Annotated in this window: 24 protein-coding genes and 1 tRNA gene; 9 read left to right on the plus strand and 16 right to left on the minus strand. The window is 58.0% G+C overall.

Going from position 1 to position 26,082, the window contains the following annotated elements; all coding sequences use genetic code 11:
* Positions 1-318 precede the first annotated feature (318 nt).
* Positions 319-1,647 (plus strand): hypothetical protein, encoded by a 1,329-nt coding sequence (locus tag QMG56_RS13775; RefSeq protein WP_281822891.1) that lies wholly within the window; start codon positions 319-321, stop codon positions 1,645-1,647.
* A gap of 126 nt (positions 1,648-1,773) precedes the next feature.
* Here the strand turns inward: QMG56_RS13775 and QMG56_RS13780 are convergent, their stop codons facing one another.
* From QMG56_RS13780 to QMG56_RS13815, 8 genes are all read right to left on the minus strand, one after another.
* Positions 1,774-2,079: a hypothetical protein gene (locus tag QMG56_RS13780; protein ID WP_281822892.1), complete on the minus strand. Its 306-nt coding sequence runs from the start codon at positions 2,077-2,079 to the stop codon at positions 1,774-1,776.
* 106 nt (positions 2,080-2,185) lie between these two features.
* Positions 2,186-3,346 carry a site-specific integrase gene (locus QMG56_RS13785; protein ID WP_281822893.1) on the minus strand — a complete coding sequence of 387 codons (1,161 nt, stop codon included), beginning with the start codon at positions 3,344-3,346 and terminating at the stop codon, positions 2,186-2,188.
* A 271-nt stretch (positions 3,347-3,617) separates the two neighbouring features.
* Positions 3,618-5,156 (minus strand): AAA family ATPase, encoded by a 1,539-nt coding sequence (locus QMG56_RS13790; protein ID WP_281822894.1) that lies wholly within the window; start codon positions 5,154-5,156, stop codon positions 3,618-3,620.
* A 165-nt stretch (positions 5,157-5,321) separates the two neighbouring features.
* A complete protein-coding gene (locus QMG56_RS13795) occupies positions 5,322-5,663 on the minus strand; it encodes a hypothetical protein (RefSeq protein WP_281822895.1) in 342 nt (113 codons plus the stop codon).
* 481 nt (positions 5,664-6,144) lie between these two features.
* Positions 6,145-6,531, minus strand: coding sequence for a hypothetical protein (locus QMG56_RS13800; RefSeq protein ID WP_281822896.1), 387 nt, complete (start codon positions 6,529-6,531; stop codon positions 6,145-6,147).
* Positions 6,532-6,594: 63 nt separating this feature from the next.
* Positions 6,595-6,951 carry a hypothetical protein gene (locus QMG56_RS13805; RefSeq protein ID WP_281822897.1) on the minus strand — a complete coding sequence of 119 codons (357 nt, stop codon included), beginning with the start codon at positions 6,949-6,951 and terminating at the stop codon, positions 6,595-6,597.
* 241 nt (positions 6,952-7,192) lie between these two features.
* Positions 7,193-7,420 (minus strand): hypothetical protein, encoded by a 228-nt coding sequence (locus QMG56_RS13810; RefSeq protein WP_281822898.1) that lies wholly within the window; start codon positions 7,418-7,420, stop codon positions 7,193-7,195.
* Positions 7,421-7,436: 16 nt separating this feature from the next.
* A complete protein-coding gene (locus QMG56_RS13815; RefSeq protein ID WP_281822899.1) occupies positions 7,437-7,796 on the minus strand; it encodes a hypothetical protein in 360 nt (119 codons plus the stop codon).
* Positions 7,797-7,980: 184 nt separating this feature from the next.
* On the opposite strand from QMG56_RS13815, the gene QMG56_RS13820 reads away from it, so the two are divergent.
* The 4 genes from QMG56_RS13820 to QMG56_RS13835 all read left to right on the plus strand — a co-directional run bounded on the left by QMG56_RS13820 (position 7,981) and on the right by QMG56_RS13835 (position 10,149).
* Complete coding sequence (locus QMG56_RS13820) at positions 7,981-8,154, plus strand: helix-turn-helix domain-containing protein (protein ID WP_281822900.1); 174 nt, start codon at positions 7,981-7,983, stop codon at positions 8,152-8,154.
* A 302-nt stretch (positions 8,155-8,456) separates the two neighbouring features.
* Entirely contained in the window at positions 8,457-9,092 is a 636-nt protein-coding gene (locus QMG56_RS13825; RefSeq protein ID WP_281822901.1) for a DUF5343 domain-containing protein, read from the plus strand.
* Positions 9,085-9,669, plus strand: a complete 585-nt coding sequence (locus QMG56_RS13830) for a Swt1 family HEPN domain-containing protein (RefSeq protein WP_281822902.1) — start codon at positions 9,085-9,087, stop codon at positions 9,667-9,669. The genes QMG56_RS13825 and QMG56_RS13830 overlap by 8 nt, the downstream gene beginning before the upstream one ends.
* Before the next feature lie 297 nt (positions 9,670-9,966).
* Positions 9,967-10,149 (plus strand): hypothetical protein, encoded by a 183-nt coding sequence (locus QMG56_RS13835; RefSeq protein ID WP_281822903.1) that lies wholly within the window; start codon positions 9,967-9,969, stop codon positions 10,147-10,149.
* Here QMG56_RS13835 and QMG56_RS13840 read toward each other — a convergent pair.
* Positions 10,133-10,208 (minus strand) — tRNA-Thr (locus QMG56_RS13840). The two genes, QMG56_RS13835 and QMG56_RS13840, sit on opposite strands and share 17 nt — an antisense overlap.
* Positions 10,209-10,491: 283 nt before the next feature.
* Here QMG56_RS13840 and QMG56_RS13845 point away from each other — a divergent pair.
* The gene (locus QMG56_RS13845; protein ID WP_281822904.1) at positions 10,492-11,820 is read left to right on the plus strand and encodes a hypothetical protein; all 1,329 of its coding nucleotides are present in this window, start codon (positions 10,492-10,494) and stop codon (positions 11,818-11,820) included.
* A gap of 133 nt (positions 11,821-11,953) precedes the next feature.
* Positions 11,954-16,630 (plus strand): NAD-glutamate dehydrogenase domain-containing protein, encoded by a 4,677-nt coding sequence (locus QMG56_RS13850; protein WP_281822905.1) that lies wholly within the window; start codon positions 11,954-11,956, stop codon positions 16,628-16,630.
* Positions 16,631-16,766: 136 nt separating this feature from the next.
* Here QMG56_RS13850 and QMG56_RS13855 read toward each other — a convergent pair whose 3' ends face one another.
* From QMG56_RS13855 to QMG56_RS13885, 7 genes are all read right to left on the minus strand, one after another.
* Entirely contained in the window at positions 16,767-17,882 is a 1,116-nt protein-coding gene (locus tag QMG56_RS13855; RefSeq protein ID WP_281822906.1) for a PepSY domain-containing protein, read from the minus strand.
* Between the two features lie 53 nt (positions 17,883-17,935).
* Positions 17,936-18,208, minus strand: a complete 273-nt coding sequence (locus tag QMG56_RS13860; RefSeq protein WP_281823037.1) for a ribbon-helix-helix domain-containing protein — start codon at positions 18,206-18,208, stop codon at positions 17,936-17,938.
* 75 nt (positions 18,209-18,283) lie between these two features.
* The gene (gene phbB, locus QMG56_RS13865; protein WP_281822907.1) at positions 18,284-19,006 is read right to left on the minus strand and encodes an acetoacetyl-CoA reductase; all 723 of its coding nucleotides are present in this window, start codon (positions 19,004-19,006) and stop codon (positions 18,284-18,286) included.
* A gap of 30 nt (positions 19,007-19,036) precedes the next feature.
* Positions 19,037-20,047, minus strand: coding sequence for a ferrochelatase (gene hemH, locus QMG56_RS13870; RefSeq protein WP_281823038.1), 1,011 nt, complete (start codon positions 20,045-20,047; stop codon positions 19,037-19,039).
* Positions 20,048-20,080: 33 nt separating this feature from the next.
* On the minus strand, positions 20,081-22,354 hold the full coding sequence (locus QMG56_RS13875) for a xanthine dehydrogenase family protein molybdopterin-binding subunit (RefSeq protein WP_281822908.1): 2,274 nt from the start codon (positions 22,352-22,354) through the stop codon (positions 20,081-20,083).
* 46 nt (positions 22,355-22,400) lie between these two features.
* Positions 22,401-22,838, minus strand: a complete 438-nt coding sequence (locus QMG56_RS13880; protein WP_281822909.1) for a CoA-binding protein — start codon at positions 22,836-22,838, stop codon at positions 22,401-22,403.
* Positions 22,839-22,948: 110 nt separating this feature from the next.
* Positions 22,949-23,710 carry an Mrp/NBP35 family ATP-binding protein gene (locus tag QMG56_RS13885; RefSeq protein WP_281823039.1) on the minus strand — a complete coding sequence of 254 codons (762 nt, stop codon included), beginning with the start codon at positions 23,708-23,710 and terminating at the stop codon, positions 22,949-22,951.
* A 283-nt stretch (positions 23,711-23,993) separates the two neighbouring features.
* Between QMG56_RS13885 and hflK the strand changes: the two genes are divergently transcribed.
* Complete coding sequence (gene hflK / locus QMG56_RS13890) at positions 23,994-25,142, plus strand: protease modulator HflK (RefSeq protein ID WP_281822910.1); 1,149 nt, start codon at positions 23,994-23,996, stop codon at positions 25,140-25,142.
* Positions 25,142-25,987, plus strand: coding sequence for a protease modulator HflC (gene hflC, locus QMG56_RS13895; protein WP_230186284.1), 846 nt, complete (start codon positions 25,142-25,144; stop codon positions 25,985-25,987). The genes hflK and hflC overlap by 1 nt, the downstream gene beginning before the upstream one ends.
* Positions 25,988-26,082 lie beyond the last annotated feature (95 nt).

A 26,082-nucleotide genomic window follows, 5' to 3' on the forward strand; every position in this document is an offset into this window, starting at 1 on the left:
GGTGTGGCTTGTGGCATTTTTTGCCTCGTTGCAGGATTGGCTTCGACACCCATTTTCCTACTATAAAGCAACTGCTTAGGCCACTCCCGCCAACCCTTCTAACTAAGCACGGTGAATAAGACGGGCTAAATCGGCCGGTCTCGTTTAAATGTAAGACCATGACTCTCACTGGGACGGTGCAGCGCTCTCCCGCCACAAAGTCTGGATAGCGCTCACGAAAACCTAAAATCCGAAGAATGATCAGCGATAACAATATCTTCACTATCAAATTCAGACTTCCGGATGCAGTAATATCTATCGTTTGGGGGAGATATTGCCATGGTATCAACGAGCATCTGGACCACTTATAGCAAATTCATCAATTGGGATGAGGCACGCGCTCTCGCCCAGAAATGGGGCGGGGATTTAACGAGCAATCTGAATTATGATCACAGTTTTTATACAGACTATGATCGGTTCGACGGCATCGGATGGGTCGGCGTTAAAAAAACCAACGGCGATTTCTATTTCTTGGATGGTACTAAGGTTCGCGATAAATATCCGGAAGATTTTTACATTTCACCTCCCAGGTACGACAATGGATACAGCTTTAACCTGCAAATCGGTGAATTCGAAGGCGCCAAGCCAGAGCGATACGGCCAACTGGCAGAGAACCAACTCTACTTCGCTGAAGGTGCTGACACCAACGGTGTGATTTGGGACGTGGTAGGCACGTCCATCAAAGCAACCTCATTCAATGACGTCATTGAGCCAGCCGATGTGTCTGGACGCAAAATTGACATGGGTGCAGGTAACGATTTCATCCACGTCGAATACGACGCCAAAGCATCATCTCATTTGAAGTTGGGAACGGGCGATGACCGTTTGTACGTTGACGCTATTATCGATGGCGCCGAAAATATCGTCGTCGAGGATGGGGATGGTGAAGACTTTATCGACGCTCTGGGCGTAAAAATTGTGGCAGCGCTGGATGGCGATAACGATACCTATTTTTATGCTAGCAAGCTTGTTTACGAAGGCGCCAAGTCCGCCATTTATGTGGAAAACGGTTTCGCGCGCGGTATCGAAATTGGACTGGACCGCATCGAAGACATTACTGAAATCACGACCGGCAGTGGCAATGATGTCGTTTCAAGCTCTGCCCGCGTCGTATATACGAAGGGTGGCAATGACGTCATCTCGATTAGTGGGTTTGCTTACGGCGACGGAAGTTTCGTTTTGCCAGTAGCCGATGCTGGCGATGGTAACGACATGATAACAGTGTCTGGGGCGGGCGGCCGAGTGATTGCTGGGAAAGGTGATGACAAGATCACGCTCGTTAACTGGGATGGAACAGGCAAAGTCGAATTGACCGGGGGTGCTGGTTCGGATCGCTTTGAATTGGCCGCCAACGAAACAGCCTCTTCCCTTCGTCCGATCATCAATGATTTTGCTGCCAGCGGCAACGTGCAAGATATTCTAGATTTCACGTCTTACAACCTTGATGCGACAACTGTCGGTGACGCGATTGGCAAAGGATTGCTAACCATCTCCAGGACAGGCGGATACACTTACGTCGGCATCGAAGGCTCCGGTGAGTTTGCCGACTTAACCCTGATGCTCAAGGGTTCATTCGGATCGGAAATACAGGATAATATTTGGATATGAATCTGTCGACTGCGGAAGCGTTGAAATAGCAAATACGATTAGTCTTCTTTGTGATAGTTCAGGAATTCAGCGAGATGTAAGCGCCGCCATAGCCCCACCTGTTTGCTCAGGTGGGGCTAATCGTTGTTAGGCGTGTAGGCTGTATTGCCCTTCGTCGTCATGATGCCACATGTAGCCATCCGGATTGCGACCGGTGCCTGCCTTGAGCCTTATCGCAACGTGGGCAGGGTTCAGTCCCAGCTGTTTTGCGATGTCGATGATTTGGGATCGAGTGACATAGCTTTGGGCGATGCAGGCCTGAATGACGACGTCAGCCCGGTCGTGCTTGTTAACGTCAGGGCCAAACCCTTCAAGCATGCTGCGCATGCCGTCAATTGGGTTAGGTGCTGGCTGCTTCGTGAGCTTGATGTGTGCGGCAGAGCGCGTATTCATGATTATATTCCTTTGGTTGACCTTCTTGAAGGCAAAAAAATTGGGGACGGAAGGGCCATCCGCCCACGCACCAGCCGCGAGGCCAGCACATGGACGGATGCAGCTTTTAGTTTCGCAGAGTACCCATCTTCCTCGCCCCGGCCTCGACAGCCGCCAGCAGCGTGTCGTTGGCAAGGTGGCTGTAACGCATGGTCGATTTATGATCCGCGTGGCCCAGTACCCTTCCAACGGCGAACAGGTCGACGCCTGCATTTATCATGAAGCTCGCGGCGCTGTGCCGGAGGTCATGGATGCGAAGGTCAGGAAGCAAAGCTTCATCCCTTGCCGCCTGCCACCCGTGCTTCAGGGTGACGAACGGTTTGAGCGTATCCGGGTTCGGCAACAGGTAAGGGCAGCCGTTGAAGCGAGGAACATGTTCGATCACGTCGATCGCCGCTTGCGACAAAGGGACATGACGTGGCTTTCCCGTTTTCGACGTTGGAATGAGCCACACCCGCCGCTCAACGTCGATGTATTGCCATTGGGCGTGTAGCAGTTCCGATACTCGCGCGCCGGTTAAGAGCAACAGCCGGATAATTGCTCCGAGCTGCGTATTCCGGGACGCATCGACGGCTGCCAACAGCCGCTTTGCTTCCGCTGCGTTCAGATAGCGTTCTCGGGCGTTGTTGACCGGCTTGCGCGGTATGCCCTTCACCGGGTTTTTCGTAACGCCCGGCATGTTCCAGCGAATGGCCAGTTCGAAGCTACGGTTTAATATGACACGAATCTTCTCAACGGTCGCCGGTGCAAGACCCGACGCATTCCTTTCCGCCAGCCATTTTGCGATTGCCGGTTGCGTGATCTCATCAAGTCGAAGCCGCCCCCAGCGTGGAAGTAGATGGAGCCGGATGATGCGTTCGGTGTTCGCAGGCGACTTTTGATACGACCGCGCATAGTCGAGATGCTGCGCAGCAAGGACAGCGTACGTTGTGACTGCCCGTTTTTCTTCCCGGCTGGCGGCTGGATCGCCACCAAGTACGACCTGCGAACGAAGGCGCTGCGCTTCCTTCCGGGCCTTGTCGAAGGTGATGTCGCCGTAGGCTGCAATTTTGTGCTGTCGCTGGCGTCCATGGTCGTCTTGGTAACGAAGATAGTATGTCTTGCCGCCATTGGGCCGTGCCTCGAGCACGAAGCCGGTTGTCGAAGTGTCGTAATAGTCGGTCTTACGCTTACCGGGATCACACTGAGCGATCAGGCAGAACGCGGCATCCAGTTTAATTTTGGGCATGGAGTGGTTCCTTTAAAAGTATCGATTGTTCCAAGCCACCAGCCGCGCGCCGGGGCCGATGGGAGTTGGGTAGCGGGAAGGCCAGCTCGGCCCTCCTGCCTTCGGGGAATTGGCAAACATGGAGCACTCGGGACCTGACCCGGCGTTGAGTGCATGTCGCGGTCAGGGTGTGCGGCAGGCCACGCCAGATTCAGTTCCGCACCGTCCACGCACAGGGCGTGAGCCCGAAAGTCTGGAAACTGGAACCTGGCGCTCCCTTCGGCACTTTGCGTCAGCCGTCGCGAACGACCGCATAGACTTTCGCACCGCGCGCCTGGACGGTGTACGACCAGATGCCGTTACCGTCGTTGCCTTGATATCGCTCTATGACGCGCAAAGCCGAGCGCTTTGATATCTTGGCCGCTTCGGCCACTGCAGCGACCAATGGCATTTTCATGGTGATCCCTTGATCGATGCAGGCGATGACGGCATCTACGATCGTCTGATCATCGACTTCCTTGGCGTGGGACTCCAAGCGTTCGACATCGTCGGGATCGACCAGCCGAACCGAGGCGAGCAACTCGTCATAGCTGACGGCATCCGTGGCGTAAGCGTAAGTCTCTTCGACCCCACCGCCACGCTTTTTGAACGTCTCGAATTTAACGATTTTTTCGCCGGTCGCGGCAGAGTCATACGGGGCGTTAAGGATGAAAACGGCGTCGCTATCTTCTATCAGGTCCGTTGTCCCACCGTATACTGCCCTTCCGTTAGTGCCGGGATTTTTCCTTGTATGTGCCAGACCCAGAAAGGTGCCGCCCTTCTGCGTGAAGCGTCGAACTGAATGAGCGAACCGGGCGCTTTCGCGCTTATCCATCAGATCGGCGCATTTCTTGATCGTATCCAGGACGATTACCACACCCCGACACTGGTCGTTCGCCGCCATGGCATCAAGTTGATCGGCGAATGATGCAGGCTCGAACCCGCCCTCACCCGGGATCAGGGTATGCGCGCCTAGATCATCCAGAAGCCTGAGCTTTTCGGCTATACCCGCTTCATTGTCATCGGCATTGATGAAGTAACAATTTTCAGCGCGGACGTTACTCCCGGATATCGCCTGAAGTAGCAGCGCGAGCATGATCAAGGTTTTCCCGGAATTGGGCGGAGCATACCAGACAGTTGCCTGCCCCATCATCACGACATGGCCCAAAAGCGGCTTCGCCAACAGCGCCCGTTCCTCGAACACCGATGCCGAACCCCTTACGCTCATTGCGGCAAGAGGCGTGTCGACGATATCGTCCACAACCACAGAAGCCGGTTGATCGATGTCGACCTGACCTTCCGGGGTCGCCATATCGAGCGTCGAGACAATCGCAAGATCGTCGATGGTGGTCGCTGGAAAGGCATCACGGTTGAATGCGCTCCCTGTAGGCAGCAACAGTATGTCGTCACTGCCAATGATCTCTACGCCATCCGGAGCGAGAGCATGCCAATCTGTTACCGACTGTCCGGGAGCCATGCGATAGAATGAGCCCTTGCCACTGAGCCACATAAGCGGCGCAGCGTGAAGCGATTGAAGAAAGGCAGTCAGCACGCCCTCGAATTCCACGCGAATAGCGCGGAATCCAATTACGCCTGACGGAAGAAATGCACCGATCCGATCATGCGTATGCTTTTCAAAATGTGCGGCTACGGCATCGACGGAATAACGCCGACGCCATTCATCGAGTTCGACAGCCGGTGTTGTGGACACCGACCCGATGGGAATTAAGGTGAGGCCAAATTCGGCCCAGTAAACGGCATCAGCCGCCTTGGAGTGTAGAAGATTTTGCATGGGCTATACCCTAAAGCGACCCGTATCACGGTCGCGCTACATGGCCGACGCAAAGCATCTGGCCATCAAAGTCGTAGATATGATGTGAGTGGCAGCTGTCATCGGTTAAAGAGCCAGCGCAGCCTACATTCATTGTTCGGGGGGATGCCCCCCCCGAACAATGTCTTATTGTATGGGGAGTTCGATACACTGTAATCCGCCGCTTCCATCGTGGCGCCACAGCGGCTCTTCACATTGCCCTTCGCCGTAAAGATTTACTAGCAGAGATACTATTTCTGTATTCCCGAACCCTTCGTTTTCAAGTCGACGTCGCAGTTCATACTCATCTAAGTTCCATCGGCGTATCATTTGCCAAAGGTATGCAACAATTTGATATATCGAAGCATTGCGCCAATTTGGATATTTAAATACTTCCCCACCATCGGAATAGACAGCTTCAAAGCTATAAACATGATACCGTAATATTTTGTAGTCTAACTTCATAACAACACCGAAATTTTTGCTCATTCGCAAGCGCTAGAATGATGCTTACCCTTCCTCTGGTATTAAACACCACTACACATATCTAAAGATTTTCAGTATTTATCGGACATAATATTAATATAGGTCCTCAATACCTGGACGTTTAAGACATGGTAGACACTATATAAGCCAAGATTAAATACCTGTCAAAGTGCGTATATTGTCACATTATGATGTTTATGAATAATAGTACATTAGAAAGCTAATTTTATGGTTTAAGCTAACGAACGTAACTAGGCTTAAGTTTTCTCATCCTTGCTATGTATCTCTATCAAGGTAGCTGCTGGAGAGCCTGCTTGAGAAACAGGTAGGGGGGGTACCTGAATTCGACGGGCGTAGCGCCGGGATAAAATATTTTTTCACCGCCTGCTTTTTTGGTCGATGCATGTGATTTTCGGCAATCAAGACTGCGTTCGGCGAGTTTGGCGCTCCCGCGCGACGCCAGCGACGCCAGTATGGCAGGTTTTCAGTCAGTTGCAGCCCGGCACATGGCCTGAAGCTCTGGAAATCTGCCGCCGACGGTATCCTCGATAAGTAGCACCACGGCCCATCCCCCATTGCCGATGCAGAACGTGACCTCGAACCATCCGCCATGATTGTGCAAGACGTCCCAGTGCGGCGAGAAGTTGGGCTGGCCGAAGCGAATGCCGTCGGACACCACAGGCGAGAAGGCGACTTCCTCCTCGATCATGGCTTCTGTGTCATCGGCGGCAACGACGAGAAGATGCGTGAAGTCCCCAAGTCCGTCCGCCATAATTTGCGCAACGCGTTTCCGCAGCAACGTCTCAAGATTGGGACACAACGAAATAGATAGCGCCGCTTCCAGTTCGGCGGCTTTGTAAAATGCTAGCATGCATATTCTCCGGATATAAAAAAAGCGCCCCGAAGGACGCTGCGATGGATGTTGATGATGCGGTCAGGCGTGTTCGCGGCAGAGTGCCAAAAGCGTTGGGTCGACGCCTTCCGTGTCCTGGATGATCAGCACATGACCAAAGCCATCGTCGGACAGGATGATTGGCGCTTCGAAGAATGCACCATGTCGCTCTACCCATTCCCAGGTAGGTGCCCCGTCCATGTTGAGCGGGAAGTGCAATGCTGTTTCGATCGCTTCCAGCGTGTCGCCCGGCTGAACAACATTGAACGTGCCTAGTTCGGTAAGGTCGCCATAGTCGGCCAATTGGTCGCGCCGCGTTTCAAGCAAGCATTTGAGGTCAGGATGAATTGGCTCTCGCAGATAGCGGGCCAATTCGGCCCAAGTGGTGATTGTGTGCATGTGTTGACTCCAATAAAAAACCCCCAAGGATTGCTCCGCAGGGGTTGGCATTTAAAGATAATAAAAAGTATTTCTTCTAAAAGAAAATGAACATCAGTATGTCATAACCAAAATACATAAATAAAAGAAAGGCTATAACATAGGCCGCCGCGATAGAGCAAAAATATAATATGAGATAAAGCACATATGCCAGTCTTGACCACATTACTTATTCCATAAGCTTCTTGGACTCGACGAATAGTTATTCGATTCTCTTATCATTTATTTCCCGTTGTTCCTGGCTACATCCTGCAATGCTTTGCTCGAGAAGACGGTCTATTTCGCCTAAGATTTCCCCGTGTTGCTTTGCAAATTGTTCTGCCTCCCGGGTGGCCGACAATGCGTCCGCAAAGATTTTGAATGTTCCGAAGGGAACAAGACCGCTCGTTAAAGAAGCAAAGAAGCCTTGTTTGGCGGGCCTTTTCGTCATGAGTTGCTTCCTCCCATTATTTCCATGTGGCTTCGACAAACGCCCGGCATGAGGTTCGTCCGCTCAGGCCGTTGCGGCCCGTTGAAACGCGCAGCGTCTGTTCATTGATCGGCTGGATTTCCTTGCCCCGGCTTTTAGCTTCTTCGTAGGCGCGGGTGGTGGCAATGGAGCGACACGCGACCAACAATGCGTCCGCTTCGGGCACGAACTGGTAACGGGAATAGCTCAGATCGACGGTAAAGCCGTTGGCCGTATCCTTGATGTCGAACTTGGCATTCTTGTCGCCGCCAGCCGCCAAAGGCGTGGAGACATCGGCAGCCGTGGTGCAGGCCGATAGCAGCGTCAGAGCTGCAAGCATTGATGTAATTTTCTTCATTGGTAATCCCCTTTCGTGGGATGGACCGTCGGGTTGACGGCGCGTTGAGGCATCCACGTCCCGATCTGATTTATCGGAACATGCTGCCAAGGCTAGTAAAAATGAGATTCATAGTCCGTGGTTCTATCAGCCACATTCCAGTTCAAACTGGACGATGGATGTCAGGCAACGATTGGCTGTGAATATGAAGCGGCTGCGCAAGGAACGCGGCTGGTCGCAGGAGGCGCTTGCTGACGAAGCTGGATTGGACCGGACTTACATCAGCGGCATTGAGCGCGTTGTGAAGAACCCAACTGTATCAGTAGTCGAACGGGTGGCGGTGGCTTTGGGTTGTACGTCGGGAGAGTTGTTGGACTGAGGCAAATCTGCACAGTCCCCATATAAGATACCTGCTTTTTCGTATCCGCTTTGCGCCAATCCAAGTCGATTAGAGCAATATTACCGCGTCCAAGCGGACATCTAGATGGCGACTGTTGGTGGGACTTACCCCATATTTTAGCCCAACGAGTATAGCGTCCGGTTCTACGGCAATATCCGACGCACCGCAGTCGCATCGTTTAGGCTCGAGCCGTAGGAATTGGGTCATTCTGCATCGTGATATTTAGGTGACGTGCGGCAACCGCTTGGTTTAGGATGGGGCAACAAGGGGGATCATCCGCTATGGCATTGCCACCGTTCATCAATTCCACAGGCCTGATCGGCAAGATTTTCGAGAAGATTCAGCAAGCCAAGATGCCCGATCGCTACACGCAAGATTTTCAAGAGACTGTCCTTGGATATGGCTCAGGTAGCGCCCGCGCTTTCATCCCCTTCCTGAAACGGATCGGTTTTCTTGAGAACGACGGCAAGCCAACGGACCTGTATCGCCGCTTTCGCAACGCTGACAGCAGCGGAGCCGCTATGGCGGAAGCGATGCGGATTGGATGGGCGGACCTGTTCAAGCGCAATGAGTTTGCGAATGATCTATCTGATGACAAGCTGAAGAATCTCGTGGTCGAAGTAACAGGGAGGGACAGGTCTGATAGCACGGTCACCGCTATTGCCGGGAGTTTCAAAGCCTGTAAGCAACTTGCTGACTTTGATGCTGATCAGACGGACCAGCCAAACGATCAAAAGCTTCCACCTCTTGATATCTCCCGATCTATGGTGAGGCGCGACCCAAGCGTCGACAATCACAAGAAGGCCGACCTCCGGCTAGCTTACACCATCAACGTAAATTTGCCGGAAACAACTAACGTCGAAGTATACAACGCAATCTTCAGTTCGATTAAAGCAAATCTTCTTTCTGATGACTAAATCCATTGATCGCATCAGGCTGTTCGCGCTTAACAACCTCGCAATTGAAGCGGCGGTGCAGCTTGTCGAGCGCGAGAGAGATATCGATTTGGGTCACCGACCGACAGAAGCGGGCGGCATGGATGAAACTTATTATCCGCAATTCGAAGAGAAGATCAGGCGGGAGGCCAGCGATATGGCCGTCCATTATCGAGTCTTCTACTGTCTCGAAAACTCGATGCGATCTTTGATCACGAGCATAATGCTGGAGTGTCACGGCGCTGAATGGTGGAGCAAAGCTCCGCAAAGCGTGCGGGAGAACGTCGAGCGAATCAGACTTAAAGAGATTGAGCACGGTGTCGCCACGCGCTCCGATGAGCCGCTCGATTACACGTCCTTCGGTGAGCTTGGTGAGATCATCAAGCAAAATTGGAACGATTTCGCGGACGTTTTCCAAAATCGCAAAGCTCTAGAGCGAGTTATCGCGACATTGAACGTGCTGCGTGGACCCATCGCTCATTGCAAGCCGCTCGCGGAAGACGAGGTTGTCCGTCTGCATCTATCCGTTCGGGACTGGTTCCGCTCGATGGGCAGTTGATCCGGATTCTGATTCAAATAGGCAAGAAAAAGATTGGTGACGGTCTAGACCATGTGCGCATCTGGCGTGGATGATCTGCCCTTTCTTCGGATCTACGGCTGAGCATGTGCGTCTGAGCGAAAGGTGTCTAAATTCGGCGGTCTTCTCCAAACCAGCCATGCCGGTTTCCGTCAGGTTCGGAGCATGCTGCTGCCGCTGTCGTGCGGTTAGCCGTCATGAGGCGGACGGTCATCCATTAGGGAGCGCCGCCGGGCCAGGAACTGGCGACGATGAACACGCAAAGCTAACGCTCCGTGAATGTCAGCTATTCCCGCGACACGGCTTCAAACCTGCCGTTCCGCAATTCGCCAAACACTGAAGTTAGTCGTCATGCTCAAGGCCAGCGCGCTCCCACAAGAAACCCACGTGGAACCCAAGGTTCACGCGCTTTTGGAAGGCAAAAAAGGCTATCAAAGCTATGGACTGGTGCCGCTTACGTGACTCGAACACGTGACCTCCGCATTACGAATGCGATGCTCTACCAACTGAGCTAAAGCGGCTTAACCTTCATCCCTTCACACCTTACTTATGGAAGTACCTTCCATAAAGACCCTAGTTCTGCTGGCGACCCCATCATTACGAATGATGTGCTCTACCAACTGAGCTAAAGCGGCGTCGAGGCTTGCTCGAAGCGGGCGCTTATCAGCACGGAGGCGATGTTGCAAGCGCGCCGGTGTTGTATGCGCTAACCAGCCTTATCCACATGGTTTACCTCCTGTTTACCATCCCTGTGTCAGAACAGGCGTACACGCCATCAACAGGCTTTATTGGGACAGGTCGGACATGGATACGATGCGGGGGCATGAAGCTGCCAACGACCACGAGGACAGCGCTTACGCTGTCGATGACCATGCCATCGATTCGCCTTCGGCGATCAGCGCCAATGAGCGGCGTATGCATGTGCGCGCCTACAATTACTGGGCATCGCTGCTGGGCGACCGCATGCTGCCGTCCATCGAGGATCTCAATCCGGACCAGATCGAAGATTTCGGGCCGCATAGCGTCCTGCTGGACTTCACGGCTGGCATCGAAAATCCGGCGGTGGTTTATCTCGGCACCGAATTGCGCCGCGAATGTGAGATCGTGGGACAGATCGATACGATCGGCGATGTTCCCAACCGGTCGTTGCTATCGCGTCTGACGGACCATTATCTGCAGATCATCGCCAATGCCGCGCCAATTGGCTTCGAGGCGGAATTCGTCAATCAACGTGGTGCGGAGATTATGTACCGCGGCATCTTGATGCCATTTTCATCCGATGACGACACTATCGACTTTGTCTATGGCGTCATCAACTGGAAGGAAATGGCGAACCGCGATTTGACCGATGCGTTGGCCGAAGAAGTCGACCAGGCCTTGCGCAGTGCGCCGACCAGCGTCTCTGCCGCGCCGATCTGGGCCGATGGGCCATCGCGCGAAGATCACAATAAGTCGATACGCGAAAATCAAAATGAAAGCGTGGACGCTGACGATTTCCTGCCCGAGCTGGAACTGACCGAGGTTTTGGAACTGGGTGCGGAAGCCTCTTTGAACGACTGGTTGGGGATAGCACGCGATTGCGCCGCGGAAGCCGGGCAGAATGACGCGCGCAGCAGGGCCGCATTGTATCGCGCCATTGGGCTGGCTTATGATTTCGCGCTGGCGTCGCAGAATGCACCCCAGGATTATGCCGAAATGCTCAACGTCGCTGGCATCAAGGTGCAGGCGCGCAGTCCGATGACAGCCGTTATCAAGCTGATTTTCGGCATGGAATACGACAAGACGCGCATTACTGAATATGCGACGGCTCTGGATCATGCTTGGGCCAATGGGCTTGAAGCGGGCACGCTGACCGCACATCTGGAACGCTATCCGGGCGGCCTGAAAGGGCTGGTACGTGATGAACGCGCTGCGCGCCGGGCCGAGCGCCCTGCCCCAGTCGACCGGAAAGCCGTTGCCAGAAACCAGTTTAAATCGGCAGGGGCATTGGCAACCGAAACGGTCTTTACCGATGAAGACGGTCTGGCCGTTCTGGTCGCCCGCCGGGAACCCGATGGCACATTATCGATCGTCGGTGCACTTTCGAGTGACAGCAAGTTGGCCAGTCAGGTATTCATCGACGCGGCGCGTTGAACATGCCGCCGTCTTTTGTTATTTCCTTTCAGTTAATCGAAACAATCTTTCGAGAAATCGGTTGAGCCTCGTTGTCGACGACGGCATATAGGTCGCTATAACGGACCATATGGTCCACATGTGAGGTGAGGGAATGACGCAATCCGCGCAGCCGAAATCAGCCGCTGTAGAAGAAGCACTACGCACTGCACTCGCGCAGGGTGCATTGCCTGGAGAACGTGAAGGATTCGACGACCGCGCGATTGCCGGCGCTGCGGCCTTTCTGTCGGCAACGGCGGCGACCCGAATGCCCGGCACCCCTGCCATTGCAATCGACACGACAGGCGGCGAGTCCGGGCCGGACAACAGCGATACCGTCCCCGCCCCCCGCACCATGCGGATTGCCATCGCCAACGACGATATGCCGTTCCTGGTCGATTCGATTGCAAACAGTCTGGCGCAGGCCAATCTCGTTATTCATCGGTTACTGCATCCCGTTCTGTCCGTTTCGCGCGATGCCGATGGTACATTGAAAGCGATCCTGCCCCCAGATGCGCCAGGCGCGCGTCGCGAATCGATGATCTATATCGAGGCGGACCGGGCCGATGCGAAAGTACGCCGCGCACTGGAACAGGAATTGGGGCGTGTACTGGCGCATGTCCGCGCAGCCGTCGCGGACTGGCCAGCGATGCAGCAGGCGCTGCGGCATGACGCGGATACGATTCAGGAAGAGGAAGGCGCGGCTCTATTGCGCTGGTTCCTTTCGCGCAATCTGACCCAGACAGGATATGAACGTCGCACGCGCAGCGGCAAGGCCAGTGGGCAATTGGGCATATGCGCTCTGTCAGGGGAGCAATTGCTTGCGCCCGCCACCATAGAAGCTGCTTTTGCATGGTTCGAGGAAGGCGGTCGCACGCCGCTGATTATCAAATCGAACCGATCTTCCCGCGTTCATCGCAATGTGCTGATCGACGTGATCATCGTGCCAGTGCGCGAAGGTCGTGAAATCGTCGCTCTTTCCATACATGCCGGAATGTGGACCAGTGCGGGCCTGTCCGCCACGCCTGAAAAGGTGCCGATGCTGCGGTCCGCGCTGACGGCGTTGATGGAGAAGTTCGGGTTCGATCCCGGTGGCCATGCGGGCAAGGCGCTATCGCATGCACTGACGACGTTGCCGCACGACATATTGATCGGTTTCGATCGTGAGACGTTGGAACGGCTGGCGCTGACATTCATGTCGCTGTCGGATCGGCCGCGTCCCAAGCTGGCATTGGCGACCAGTGCACTGGCGCGCCATCTTTATGCCTTTGTGTGGTTGCCACGCGACGACTTGTCGACTGCACGACGTATTGCCGTGCAGGACATGCTCGCAAATGCGTCCAACGCTGCGGTGCTAAGCTGGTCGATTGCACTGGAAGAAGGCGGTCTTGCCCTATTGCGGATAACGCTGGATCTGCGCGATGGCGGCATGGCCCCAGACGCCGATGCGCTGGATCGCGAATTGCAGCGGATGGTGCGCGGTTGGTTGCCTGCCGTCGAAGCTTCGCTTGCCGAAACGGGCGAAGCAAGCCGCGCCGCAGCATTGGCACAGCGCTATGCCAATGCCTTTCCCATGAATTATCGCAATGGCGCCGGTCCGATAGAAGCCGCGATCGATATTGGTCAATTGCATCGCTTATCCGATGAAACGGCGCGCAGCGTGCGCCTGTATCGCAACGAGGATGACGCCACGGCAAGGCTGCGGCTGAAATTGTACAGCAACGAGCCCATTGCCTTATCGGAAGCAGTCCCTGCGTTCGAGAACTTCGGATTCCGGGCAATCGAGGAAATGAGCACGCCGGTCGATCGCGGCGCGCTGGGCTATATTCAGCGCTTCGTTCTGGAACTGCCGGGCAGTGACGCCAATAGCGTGCTGGGCCGTGCCGATGTGGTGCAAACGGCCATTGCCACGGTGTTGCAAGGCACTGCGGAGAACGACCGGTTCAATGAACTGGTCGTCACTGCCGGACTCGATCCGCAAGCCGTCATACTGTTCCGGGCGCTTTACCGTTATCTGCGGCAGACGGGCATGGCCTATGGCATGGCGACGGTTGCCGAAACGCTGCGCCGCGAAGCCGACATCGCGCGTGCGCTCGTTCGCCTGTTCTTCGCGTTGCACGATCCCGCGCAACGTTCCGATGGCGAAGCACTGGCAGCGGCGGCACAGGCCGACATTGACGCCGCGCTCGAGAAGGTTTCCGCAATCGACGAAGATCGCATCCTGCGCTTGTTCCGCGCAGTGATCGTCGCGACGCTTCGCACCAATTTCTTTGCGCCCGCCGCCAAGGAAGCGCTGGCGTTCAAACTGGACAGCGCAAAAGTCCCCGGATTGCCTGCGCCGCTCCCCTGGCGCGAAGTGTGGGTGTATTCACCAAGGGTCGAGGGCATCCACCTGCGCGCCGGTCCGGTCGCACGCGGCGGCCTACGCTGGTCGGACCGTCGAGACGACTTCCGCACAGAGATTCTGGGTCTGATGAAGGCACAGCGCGTCAAGAATGCGGTGATCGTGCCGACAGGCGCCAAGGGCGGCTTCTATCCCAAGCATTTGCCTAACCCGGCAACGGATCGCGATGCGTGGCTGTCCGAAGGTACGGAAAGCTATCGCATCTTCATCCGGACCTTGCTGTCGATTACCGACAATCTGGTGAGCGGGAAGGTCAAGCATCCTTCCGGTGTCGTTATCCGGGATGGGGACGATCCCTATTTCGTGGTTGCCGCCGACAAGGGTACGGCAACGTTCTCCGACGTGGCGAACAGTATCGCGCAGGATCGCAAGTTCTGGCTGGGCGATGCCTTCGCCAGCGGCGGATCGAACGGATACGACCACAAAGCAATGGGCATCACCGCGCGCGGTGCATGGCTTTCGGTGCAACGGCACTTTGCCGAAATGGGCACCGATGTCCAAAGCGAATCGGTGCATGTTATCGGCTGTGGCGATATGTCCGGAGACGTATTTGGCAACGGCATGTTGCTGAGCAAGGCGATCAAGCTGGTTGCGGCGTTCGACCATCGCCATATCTTCCTCGATCCGAATCCCGATGCTGCCAAGAGCTGGGACGAGCGCGCACGCCTGTTTGCATTGCCGCGGTCGAGTTGGGACGATTACGACAAGGCGTTGATTTCAGCAGGTGGCGGCGTTTTCCCGCGGTCGATGAAGAGCATCCCCCTTACCCCCGAAGTGCAGGCAGTGCTGGGCGTGACGGACAGCGAGATGGAACCGACGGCGCTCATCTCGGCTATATTGCGCAGCCCTGCCGATCTTCTGTGGTTCGGCGGCATAGGCACCTATGTGAAGGCCGCGGCCCAAAGCCACGGCGACGTCGGCGATCCGGCCAACGACCGTTTGCGGGTCAATGCCGAGGAACTGAAGGTCAAGGCCATCGGCGAAGGAGCCAACCTCGGCATAACGCAGGCAGGGCGCATTGCGTTCGCGCTGGCGGGCGGGCGCATCAACACCGACTTTATCGACAATTCGGCAGGCGTCGATTGCTCCGATAACGAAGTGAACATCAAGATCGCGTTGAACAAGGAAATGATCGAAGGGCGCCTGACGCTTGACGATCGCAATGCCCTTCTCGTTCGCATGACCGACGATGTGGCCGCACTGGTGCTGGAGGATAACCGACTGCAGGCGCTGGGGCTTTCCATTGCCGAACGTGGCGGTGCAACCAATCTGGCGAGCTATGTACGGCTCATCGAAACCTTCGAAGGCAGTAAGCAACTTGATCGCGCAGTCGAGGGACTGGCGAGCAACGAGCAACTGCTGCGCCGCGCGCAGGACGGCAAGGGGCTGACCCGGCCGGAGCTGGCGGTATTGCTGTCGACGGCAAAGCTCGCCTTGCAAGATGCGATAGAGCATGGGTCTTTGGGTGACGATCCCGGCATGGGCGGTGAACTTGCGGCGGCATTCCCCAAGGAAATGCAGGCCGCAGAAGCCGATGCCATTGCGGACCATCAACTGCGCCGTGAAATCGTGGCGACGAAGCTGGCGAACCGCATCGTCAATCGACTGGGGCTGATCCATCCGTTCGAGCTGGCAGAGGAGGAAGGCTGTTCGCTTGCCGATCTCACCAGTGCGTTCGTGATTGCGGAGCGTCTGTTCGGCGTAAGGCAGCTTTGGGACGATATAGACGCCGCGACGATGGCGGAAGATGCGCGACTTGCTTTGTTCGGGCATATCGCGTCGGGCATGCGCGCGCAGATTTCAGATATCCTGCGCAGCCTGCCCACCGGAACATTGCCGCAGGCCGGCGTGGATGCCCTGGCCCCCGGCGTCACTGTGCTGGCGGCGCAGGTCGATTCCCTGCTTACGCATGAAGCGATCCGGCGCAGCGGACTGGTGGCCGATACGCTCACGACGCTGGGCGCGCCGGAAGCCCTGGTTGCTCGCGCGGCTATGCTGTTCAAACTGGACGGTGCCGTCGGACTTGCGCAACTCGCCGCGAGACTGAAGGTGGGCGAGGTCGCCATTACACAGGCGTTCACGCATCTGGGTGAAGCCGTTGGCATCGATTGGGTGCAGTCGGCGGCGGCACGCATGGAACCGAGCGATCCGTGGGAACGCCTGCTCATTTCGGGGGTAGCGCGTGACATGCAGCAGGTGCGGCTCGACTTCCTTGCCCAATCGGGTGGCAAGGATGTTGTCGCGTTCGTCGATAGCTGGCTGGAACGGCAAGCGCCGCGCATCGCGCAATTCAAGGCGCTGGTAAAGCGGGCGAAGTCGGTGGCTGTGCCCAATGTCGCTATGCTGGCAGAGATTGCCGGTCAGGCGCGCGGGCTTTTGGGACGATAGGAACGATAACGGGGTACTGCTGGGGCAGACGCCCTTCCCGGCACAGGATGTACGTACAAATCTGTACGTACATCCACCCGTTTTTATGTGTCGGCTTATTGCCTTTCGCGATCCCTTCGGGTCGAAAGCGGCTGCGTTACGCAGCAGCCGCTTTGCGTCTTTGACGCTTGGCCAGATCGCCACGCCATTTGCGGGCGCGCCACCACATGATGAGCCCGGTGATCGCGAGGATGGCGGGCAATATACCGCCGATGAAGATGACCACTTGCCAGACCACACCCATATCCGTGCCATCATGGATGCGGCGCATCAGGCGAGCGGTCGTCTCGGGACGTTCCCCCCGCGCCTTGTCGAGCTTGGCCGCGCCGGATGCGTCATCCACTGAAACCGTCTTGCCATTCTTCGAAACGCTCCATTCGGGCTTGAGGTCGGTCGGCCAGTTGACCGAGGTGACGGGCTCCGGCGCTAGAGCATTGCTGGACGCAATTGCCTGATCCAGCGAAGTGACGGGATTGGGCAGCGGCTTGGCGCGCATCATCGCCATACGGTCGGGCTGACCCGGCCTCGTCTGCTGCACGTCGCCGGACAGTTTGCCGAAGAACGCCGGGAAGCTGATCCAGGCGCCCGTCAGCGACAGGACGAACAAGGGCAAGGCGATCCAGAAGCCCATCTGATGATGAAGATTGGTGTCGAAATTGCGATGCCGTTTCCAGCGCAATCCCTTGAGCCAACTGCCCACCGTCGGCCACCAGAGCCAGATGCCGGAGATAGTGGAGATCGTCATCGCAACGCCGATCCAGCCGACGATCTGTCGACCTACGCCGGGAACCAGCAAGCTGCCGTGCAATCCGTGCATGAAGCGCACGAGGCCGGCATTGCCATCGGCCTTGTCGAGAACTTTGGCCGTGCCCGGATCCATGTACACGACGGTGCGACCGGGACGACCCCGCGCTCCATCCTTGCGAGGCTGTGCGGCGGCGATCATGACCGGCTCACCTTCGGCAAAGCGTAGCGATACGATCCGCTCGCCGGGCGCCAGCACGCGCTGGGCCGCAGCAGCATAAGCCGACGGGTCCAATTTGGCTTCCGTCTGGGTGAAGGCGAAACGCTGGGGATTAAGTGCCTTGTCCAGTGCATCGTGCCACACAAGCGCCGCGCCGGTCACGCTGATCGGAATGATCGCAATAGCGAGCAACAGGCCGATCCATTTGTGAAATTGAAACCAGAAGTTGCGCAGCGCTACTTTACTCATTCGTCAGTCCCCCGGCAACGATACTGGCCTAACCAGGCATTGCTCCAAATCAGTTATTGCGAATAATTATCACAGTCAACGATATTGGAACAGTCGCCATCGAGGGTATCGCGTGCATGCGCGAACAACCAGAGACGAATTGCGCTGGCCAGATTGGGGGGATCAGCCGACGCGATGCGTAGGACATCGATTTGCGCGATAAGGGCATTGAGGGGAAGCGCCGCCTTCGCTGCAGCGACGCGCAGGGCATCCCAGAACAAGGGTTCAAGCGTGATCGACGTTTGGTGTCCGGCAATGGTGACGCTGCGCTTGACCGGACCGGCCATGATGTCGCGGTTCATATTAGTCCCGCCGCCTTACAGTCGGCCCCGCGTTCTTTGGAGACCGCGGGGCGCAACGCATCAATACATATGCTGGCCGCCATTAAGCGACAATGTGGACCCTGTAACGAAACCGGCGTCGTCACTGCACAAGAATGCCACACCGCGCGCGATCTCATGCGCCTGACCCAGACGACCGACCGGAATTTTCGCCACGATCTTTTCGAGCACAGCAGGCGGAACGGCAGCGACCATGTCGGTGTCGATATAACCGGGCGCGATTGCGTTGACGGTGACGCCATATTTCGCCCCTTCCTGCGCCAGTGCCTTGGTAAAGCCATGGATGCCCGATTTGGCAGCGGCATAGTTTACCTGGCCATATTGACCGGCCTGACCGTTGATCGAGCCGATGTTGACGATCCGGCCCCAGCCCCGTTCGCGCATACCGCCGAACGTCGCTTTGGCCATGTTGAAGCAGCCGCCCAAATTGACGCGCATCACGTCGTTCCAGTCGTCGAAACTCATCCGCTGCAGCACGCCGTCACGGGTAATTCCGGCGTTGTTGACGACGATGTCCACCGGGCCAAGATCCTCGGCAACTTTCTGGCATCCTGCCAAAGTGGCCTCATGATCGCCGACATCCCATTTATAAGTGGCGATGCCGGTGCGCTCTGTAAACGCCTTCGCCTTTTCATCATTGCCGGCATAGTTTGCCGCAACGGTAATACCCATTTCCTGCAGCGCCAGGCTGATCGCTTCGCCAATACCCCGGCTCCCGCCGGTTACGATTGCAACTTTGCCCATATGCCTCTCCTAGCCATATCCTGAAAACATTCAGCCCGTGATATTACACCATCCGGCCAACTCACGGCTGAACAGCCGTGTGTAGAGAGTGATAGCCTCCGCATCTGCATTTAGACAGGGTAAATAGGCAAAATTTTTGCCACCCGAAGACAGAAATGTCTCCTTGCCCTCCATTGCGATCTCTTCGAGGGTTTCGAGGCAATCCGCTGAAAAGCCCGGGGTAATGATGGCAACGGAGTGCACACCCTTTTCCGGCAAGCCTTCCAGCGTCGTGTCGGTGGCAGGCTCGAGCCACTTTGCACGACCGAAGCGCGATTGGAAGGTAACGGCAATCTCTCGCCCCATGGCTTCGGACAGCAAGCGCGCCGTTTTGCGGCATTGGCAATGATAAGGATCGCCCATGTGCAGGGTACGTTCCGGCATGCCGTGAAAGCTGGCGACGATCAGGTCGGGCGCGAAATCCAGCGGCGCGAGATGCCGCTCGATCGACGCTTTTAGCGCATCGATATAGGCCGGATCGTCATGATAGGGCGGTAAGGTGCGGATCGCGGGCTGCCACCGCATCTGCGCGAGTGCGGCAAAAGCAGCATCGTTGGCAGTGGCCGTCGTTGCGCCGCTATATTGCGGATACAAAGGTGCCAGCAAAATACGTTCGCACCCCGCGTCCTTCATCTCCTGCAAACGACTGGCGATAGAAGGGTTGCCGTACCGCATGGCCCAATCGACCCTGACCCCATTGCCGACATGCGCCTGCAATGCTTCGGCTGTCCGCCGAGTGAATACGGCGAGGGGCGACCCTTCGGGCATCCATACCTTGGCATAAGCGGCGGCGGACCGTTTGGGGCGCGTGTTAAGGATGACACCGCGCAACAGAGGTTGCCAAACGATCGGCGGAATTTCGACGACGCGACCGTCGGATAGAAATTCGAGCAAATAGCGCTTTACCGACGCGACATCGGGAGCGTCGGGCGTGCCAAGATTGATGAGCAGCACCCCGACGCGCGGCGGCACGATGGGCGGATGATCGACGGGAACAGCCATCGCAGCGAGGTTCAATGGGTCCAGCGGCATTTCTTATTCCCGGGCGAGTAACGGCAGGCTGCGAAAACGCTGGCCGGTAACGGTGAACAGCGCGTTGGCAATGGCAGGCGCGACAGGCGGTACAGCCACTTCGCCGATACCGCCAGTGCTTGCGGTGCTGCGGATCAGTTCGACCGTTATTTCTCCGATATCAGCGAGGCGGGGCAGGCCCATACGGCCCAATATCGCGCGCGTCGGCAAACCGCGCCGATAGCTGCCCGCAGCGCCCATGGCGGACGCGACCCCGAATATGACGCCGCCTTCGATCTGTTGGCGGGCGATGTCCGGATTGACCTGCTCCCCGCAATCGACCGCAGCGACGATCCGGCTGATCGACAGCCTGCCACCCGACAGACCCGCTTCGACCATGACGGCGGCATAGGAACCGCTCATCGCGTGGCAGGCCAGCCCCTGCCCGCTGCCGTCGATCCCGCCCTGCCAACCGCCAAGCGCCGTGGCGCTGGCGAGGCAATGGGCAAGGCGTGGCTGATCGGTGAGCATCTGTATGCGGAAGGACAAAGCCTCGATCCCGGCGATGTGCGCCAGTTCGTCGATGAAGCATTCGGTGAAGAACGCCGAGTAGTGATCGGCATTCGAACGCCAGCGGCCTGTCGGCAAGCCGATGTCGGCGGGGTAGTGGTCGACTGCGAACGGTCCCATCGCATATGGCGGCACCATGCCGGATATGGCACGCCGGTCGGCGGATTTGGCCGCATTGCGCGCGACATCGGCGGGCAGGGCGTTGCCGGTTATGCGTTCCCATGTCTCGGTCAGGGCGGCAGGGGCAGCAACCTTTGCAAGCCAGCCTTCGATACGGCCACCGCGTCCAAGCCGTGCGGCCATCCGGGCGTGCGCAGGCGCGCGAGGGCGGTCCTGAATGATGTCCTCCAGCCGGGACCACATCAATTGTACGGGACGGCCGATGTCGCGGGCGATCAGGGCGGCCTGTACCCCGACGTCATGCTCCATGCGGCTCCCGAACGATCCGCCTGCCTGCATGGGATACAGGGTGACGGCTGCGTCGGGCAGACCAAGCGCGTCGGCGATTGCGGCGCGCGCGAGGGTCGGTGCTTGCGTTGCCATCCATATTTCGGCTTTGTCGTCTGTGATGCGGGCGGCGGCGGCAGGTGTCTCTGCGGTCAGGTGCAGGCCGGGTGCGACCTGATACTCGCTGGCGACGATGGATGCGCCTTCGAAAACGGGGAGCAGATCACCTGTTTCGTAAAGCCGACGACCGGCGCTGTTCGCAAAGGCCGCTTCGAGCGCGTTTTCGATACTGTCGGTGTCGAGCGGGGTGCCGACGACGGTGAAGACCGGATCGGCGAGATCGAGCGCCTTGTTCGCGGCCCACCAGTTGGTGGCGACGACCGCTACCCAGCGTTCCGTGCGGATCAGCTTGAGAAAGCCGGTGACTTTGGACGCTGCGGCTTCGTTCACGCTTTTGAGCGTGGCTTCGCCGATCGGTCCGTGCCGGATCGACGCGAACACCATGTCGGGCAGGCGGATGTCGGCGGCAAAGTTGGCGGAACCGTCGACTTTCGAGGGGAGGTCGAGGCGCGGGAGATCCTGTCCAGCCAAGCGTCCGTCTATGCCCTGTCGCATGGGAAGGATGTCGGGCAGCGTGAAGGCCGTGGCTTCGCTGGCCAGTTCGCCAATCTTGAGCGTGCGCTGGCCATCGGTAATCAGGCCGTTCTGAATGTCGCAGGCTTCCCATGCGATGTCCCAGCGCGCAGCCGCCGCCTTACACAGCAGCACGCGCGCGGCGGCACCGGCATCGCGATAGGCGCTTTCGAACATACGTACAGAGGTCGATCCGCCGGTCAGCATCAGGGCAGAACGCACCGCATATTGCTGTTGCGCCCAGCGACCCGCCGATCCCAGCAGCGTCAGCCAGTCGGAGGTTAGCTCTTCCTCGGCGAGCAGGGTGTTGGCGTAGAGCGGGCTGATGGGAGCGGGCTGCACCGCGACGGTGCGCCAGTCCGCGCCAAGTTCGTCGGCCAATATTTGGGGCAGCAGGGTCGTGACCCCCTGCCCCATTTCAAGCTGCGGCACGACGACGATGATCTGGCCTGCGCGGTCGATCTTCAGAAAGGCGTTGAAGAGCGTTTCATTGGCCGCGACGTTCAGGTTCGGTTGGTAGCTGCGCGGCCATGCGCCCCAGGCGATAAGCAATCCAGCAGCCGCTCCACCGCCGATTAGCAGCGTGCGGCGATCTATGCCTGCGCGCGCCGTCTTCCGGCCTGCCGTGTCAAAGGGTTTGCGCACCATGCCGCCTGATAGAAGGGGCGAAGACGCGAGGGAAGCGGGTAATGGCTTATTCCGCTGGCGTTATGGGGGACAAAGCGAGACGGCGGATCTCTATGGCGGGGCAATGGTCCATGACGACCTTCAGCCCGGCAGCTTCGGCGCGGGCGGCGGCGTCTTCATTGACGACGCCAAGCTGCATCCAGATTGCCTTGGCGCCTGCCGCAATGGCATCGTCGACGACTTCGCCTGCCGCTGCGCTGTTGCGGAAGATGTCGACCATGTCGATGGGGACGCCGATGTCGGCAAGGCCGTTCCACACGAACTCGCCGTGGATATGTTCGCCCGCGATCTGCGGATTGACGGGGAGGACGCGGTAGCCGTGATCCTGTAGCACTTTCATCACACCATAGCTTGGGCGGTCGGGACGGTCGGATGCGCCGACCAGAGCGATGGTGCGCGTCTCGTTGAGCAGCGTGGCGATGTCGGCGTCGGACGTGAGCGGCATAAGAAGTCTCCTTGTACGCATAGGACGCAGCAGCGGCCGGGACGTTCCGGGGGAAGCGTAACTTCTCTAAGGTCGCGCATATGCGCTACCCTGGCTGCCCTGTTGGATTTTTAGCGGGCGAGCCATTCGGCCAGTTTCTGGGCGACGGCGAGGAAGGGTGCGGCTTCGCTATCTTCGCCCGCAGCGGGGGGCAGGCCCGCGTCGGATGCGCTGCGGATGGCGATGGTAAGGGGGATGCGACCAAGGAACGGCATACCCATGTGCGCAGCGGCGGCTTCCGCGCCGCCCTGTCCGAAGGGATCGGAGGATTCGCCGCAATGGGGGCAGATATAACCCGCCATATTTTCCACCAGACCGATAAGGGGCACATTGGCCTGTTCGAACAGGCTGACGGCGCGAGTCGCGTCGATCAGGGCCAGATCCTGCGGCGTGGAGACGATGATCGCACCTGCAGGCTTGTGCTTGGAGATCATCGAAAGCTGCACATCGCCGGTGCCGGGGGGCAGATCGACGATCAGCGTATCGATCCCGTCCCACTTGGCGTCGAGCAACTGGCCGAGCGCATTACCCGCCATCGGGCCGCGCCATGCGATCGCCTGCCCCGGATCGACCAGATGCCCCATCGAGAGCATCGGTACGCCCCAGCGGCTCATGATCGGGATGAGATGCTTTTCTTCAGCCGTCGGCTTTTGCCCTTCGCTGCCCATCAGTCGCGGTTGCGACGGGCCGTAGATGTCAGCATCGACCAGCCCGACCTTATGCCCCAGCCGATGCAGCGCGACGGCGAGATTGGCTGAGAGCGTCGATTTGCCGACGCCGCCCTTGCCCGATCCGACGGCGATGATCCGCAGCGTCTTCTTTTCGGCGGTCATGGCGACGCGCACCTGCGTAATATCGGGCACGTCGCGCATTTCCGCGCGGACAGCGGCTTCCATCACCGTGCGCTGGTCGCCCGACAATCCGGTCACGTCCAGAACGAGGGTCAGCACACCCTCTTTCAGACGTGGTGCGCTGGCGCGACCCTTGGTCACGAGGGCAAGGCGGTCGGCAATGGCCGTCATATCGGGGGTTGCATCGGTCATAAGCGAGGGCGCATAATCGAATATAGGCGCAAAGGCACTGTTTTTCCCGTCATTGGCTACCTATACAGGTTGCATGAGTAGAAAATTCGGGTGGATGCCGCGATCGATCGCCGCAATGGTTCAAGGTCCATGGGGCAATAAGGATGGCGGCAGTGGTGGGGGCGGAAGCTCAGGCGGCGGCGAAGGCGGCGGCAATGACGGCCCGCGCAATCCGTGGACCCAGCCGACCGGCGGCAACCGCCCGCAGCAGGGACGTGGTCCCTCCGCGATAGAAGAACTGTTCCGCAAGGGCCGCGAAAGTTTCGGCGGCGGCGGTGGTGGCGGCTTTGGCGGGATGCCGCAGCGCCCAGACGGCAAGCCTTTGTGGCCCATCGGCATCGGCCTGATCGTGCTAATATGGCTGGCGCTGACCTGCATCCATCGTGTCGGACCGCAGGAACGCGGCGTCGCGATGATGCTGGGCAAATATAGCCGCACATTGTCGCCGGGCATCAGCATCACTTTGCCCGCGCCGCTGGAAACCGTGCAGACGGTCGATGTCGAGGAAATCCGCACCATCGATATCGGATCGACCAGCGCGGAAGCCGAAAACCTGATGCTGACGGGCGATCAGAACATCATCGACCTCGCTTATTCGGTACGCTGGAACATCAGCAAGCCGGAACTTTACATGTTCCAATTGTCCGACCCGGACAGCGCAATCCGCGAAGTCGCTGAAAGCGCCATGCGCTCGGTCGTCGCCAGCGTCAGCCTGGACGAAGCACTGGGCGCAGGCCGTACCGGCATCGAGCAGCAGGTCGAGCAGCGGATGCAGGAAATCCTCGACACCTATCGTTCCGGCGTGCGGGTGCAGGGTGTCGCCATCAAGCAGGCCGATCCGCCATCGGCAGTCAACGATGCGTTCAAGGGCGTGTCGGCGGCGCAGCAGGCAGCCCAGACCGATCTCAATCAGGCCCGCGCCTATGCGCAGCAGCAGACCGCCCGTGCGCAGGGTGAAGCCGCGCAGTTCGACAAGACCTATGAGCAATATAAGCTGTCGCCCGAAGTGACTCGCCGCCGCATGTATTATGAAACGATGGAGCAGGTGCTGGGTAATCTGGACAAGACGATTGTCGAGACCGGCAATGTAACGCCCTATCTGCCGCTTCCCGAAATCAAGCGCCGCGCGGTGACCCCGCCCGCAACCGCAGGCGCTGTGCCTGCTCAGCAGGGAACGCGATAATGCCCTCCATCATGAAAAACCCCATCGCCTTCGCGCTAGTCGCCATTGCGCTCCTGCTGCTGCTGGGCAGTACGATTTCCATCGTGCCGGAAACCCGGCAGGCTGTGATCGTGCGCTTTGGCGAGCCGGTGCGGATCGTCAATCGCTATCGCCCCAATGAGCAGTTCGGTTACACGGGCGCTGGCATCATCGCGCGCCTGCCCTTTGCCGAGCAGATCGTGTGGATCGACAAGCGCGTGCTGTCGGTTGAAATGGAGCGCCAGCAGGTGCTGTCCACCGATCAGTTGCGTCTGCAGGTCGATGCCTTTGCCCGCTATCGCATCGTCGATCCGCTGCGCATGTATATTTCGGCCGGCAGCGAAGATCGCGTGTCCGAAGCATTGCGCCCGATTCTAGGATCGGCGCTGCGCAACGAACTGGGCAAGCGGCCTTTCGCGGCGTTGCTCAGCCCCGAGCGGGGCCAGGTGATGCAGAACATCGAAGCGGGCCTCAATCGCGTGGCACGCCAATATGGCGCTGAGATCGTGGATGTGCGGATCAAGCGCGCGGACCTGCCCGATGGCGCGCCACTGGAAAGCGCGTTTCAGCGGATGCGGACCGCGCGCGAGCAGGAAGCGCTGACGATCCGTGCGCAAGGGGCCAAGCAGGCGCAGATCATTCGCGCCGAAGCTGATGCGAGCGCCGCGCGCGTCTATGCCGAGAGCTTTGGGAAGGACCCGAATTTCTACGATTTCTACCGCGCCATGCAAAGCTATCGCTACACGTTCGATCCGTCGCGTAGCGGCCAGACATCGGTCATATTGTCGCCCGACAACGACTTCCTGCGGGAGTTCCGCGGTAAATAGCGATTATCCTGCGTTTCCAGCCCCCGCCGGGAACGTAGGTCATTCAATGTGGGTTAAGGAAAGACGAGGCATCGCAGGCATTCCTTCGGTCCCCA

Origin of the sequence: Sphingobium sp. BS19, from assembly GCF_027925545.1 — a bacterium.
GTDB lineage: Bacteria > Pseudomonadota > Alphaproteobacteria > Sphingomonadales > Sphingomonadaceae > Sphingobium.

Coding starts and splice junctions, on each gene's coding strand:
- QMG56_RS13775 (WP_281822891.1), top strand. CDS start 319: ATGGTATCAACGAGCATCTGGACCACTTATAGCAAATTCATCAATTGG.
- QMG56_RS13780 (WP_281822892.1), bottom strand. CDS start 2,079: ATGAATACGCGCTCTGCCGCACACATCAAGCTCACGAAGCAGCCAGCA.
- QMG56_RS13785 (WP_281822893.1), bottom strand. CDS start 3,346: ATGCCCAAAATTAAACTGGATGCCGCGTTCTGCCTGATCGCTCAGTGT.
- QMG56_RS13790 (WP_281822894.1), bottom strand. CDS start 5,156: ATGCAAAATCTTCTACACTCCAAGGCGGCTGATGCCGTTTACTGGGCC.
- QMG56_RS13795 (WP_281822895.1), bottom strand. CDS start 5,663: ATGAGCAAAAATTTCGGTGTTGTTATGAAGTTAGACTACAAAATATTA.
- QMG56_RS13800 (WP_281822896.1), bottom strand. CDS start 6,531: ATGCTAGCATTTTACAAAGCCGCCGAACTGGAAGCGGCGCTATCTATT.
- QMG56_RS13805 (WP_281822897.1), bottom strand. CDS start 6,951: ATGCACACAATCACCACTTGGGCCGAATTGGCCCGCTATCTGCGAGAG.
- QMG56_RS13810 (WP_281822898.1), bottom strand. CDS start 7,420: ATGACGAAAAGGCCCGCCAAACAAGGCTTCTTTGCTTCTTTAACGAGC.
- QMG56_RS13815 (WP_281822899.1), bottom strand. CDS start 7,796: ATGAAGAAAATTACATCAATGCTTGCAGCTCTGACGCTGCTATCGGCC.
- QMG56_RS13820 (WP_281822900.1), top strand. CDS start 7,981: ATGAAGCGGCTGCGCAAGGAACGCGGCTGGTCGCAGGAGGCGCTTGCT.
- QMG56_RS13825 (WP_281822901.1), top strand. CDS start 8,457: ATGGCATTGCCACCGTTCATCAATTCCACAGGCCTGATCGGCAAGATT.
- QMG56_RS13830 (WP_281822902.1), top strand. CDS start 9,085: ATGACTAAATCCATTGATCGCATCAGGCTGTTCGCGCTTAACAACCTC.
- QMG56_RS13835 (WP_281822903.1), top strand. CDS start 9,967: ATGTCAGCTATTCCCGCGACACGGCTTCAAACCTGCCGTTCCGCAATT.
- QMG56_RS13845 (WP_281822904.1), top strand. CDS start 10,492: ATGGATACGATGCGGGGGCATGAAGCTGCCAACGACCACGAGGACAGC.
- QMG56_RS13850 (WP_281822905.1), top strand. CDS start 11,954: ATGACGCAATCCGCGCAGCCGAAATCAGCCGCTGTAGAAGAAGCACTA.
- QMG56_RS13855 (WP_281822906.1), bottom strand. CDS start 17,882: ATGAGTAAAGTAGCGCTGCGCAACTTCTGGTTTCAATTTCACAAATGG.
- QMG56_RS13860 (WP_281823037.1), bottom strand. CDS start 18,208: ATGGCCGGTCCGGTCAAGCGCAGCGTCACCATTGCCGGACACCAAACG.
- phbB (WP_281822907.1), bottom strand. CDS start 19,006: ATGGGCAAAGTTGCAATCGTAACCGGCGGGAGCCGGGGTATTGGCGAA.
- hemH (WP_281823038.1), bottom strand. CDS start 20,047: ATGGCTGTTCCCGTCGATCATCCGCCCATCGTGCCGCCGCGCGTCGGG.
- QMG56_RS13875 (WP_281822908.1), bottom strand. CDS start 22,354: ATGGTGCGCAAACCCTTTGACACGGCAGGCCGGAAGACGGCGCGCGCA.
- QMG56_RS13880 (WP_281822909.1), bottom strand. CDS start 22,838: ATGCCGCTCACGTCCGACGCCGACATCGCCACGCTGCTCAACGAGACG.
- QMG56_RS13885 (WP_281823039.1), bottom strand. CDS start 23,710: ATGACCGCCGAAAAGAAGACGCTGCGGATCATCGCCGTCGGATCGGGC.
- hflK (WP_281822910.1), top strand. CDS start 23,994: ATGAGTAGAAAATTCGGGTGGATGCCGCGATCGATCGCCGCAATGGTT.
- hflC (WP_230186284.1), top strand. CDS start 25,142: ATGCCCTCCATCATGAAAAACCCCATCGCCTTCGCGCTAGTCGCCATT.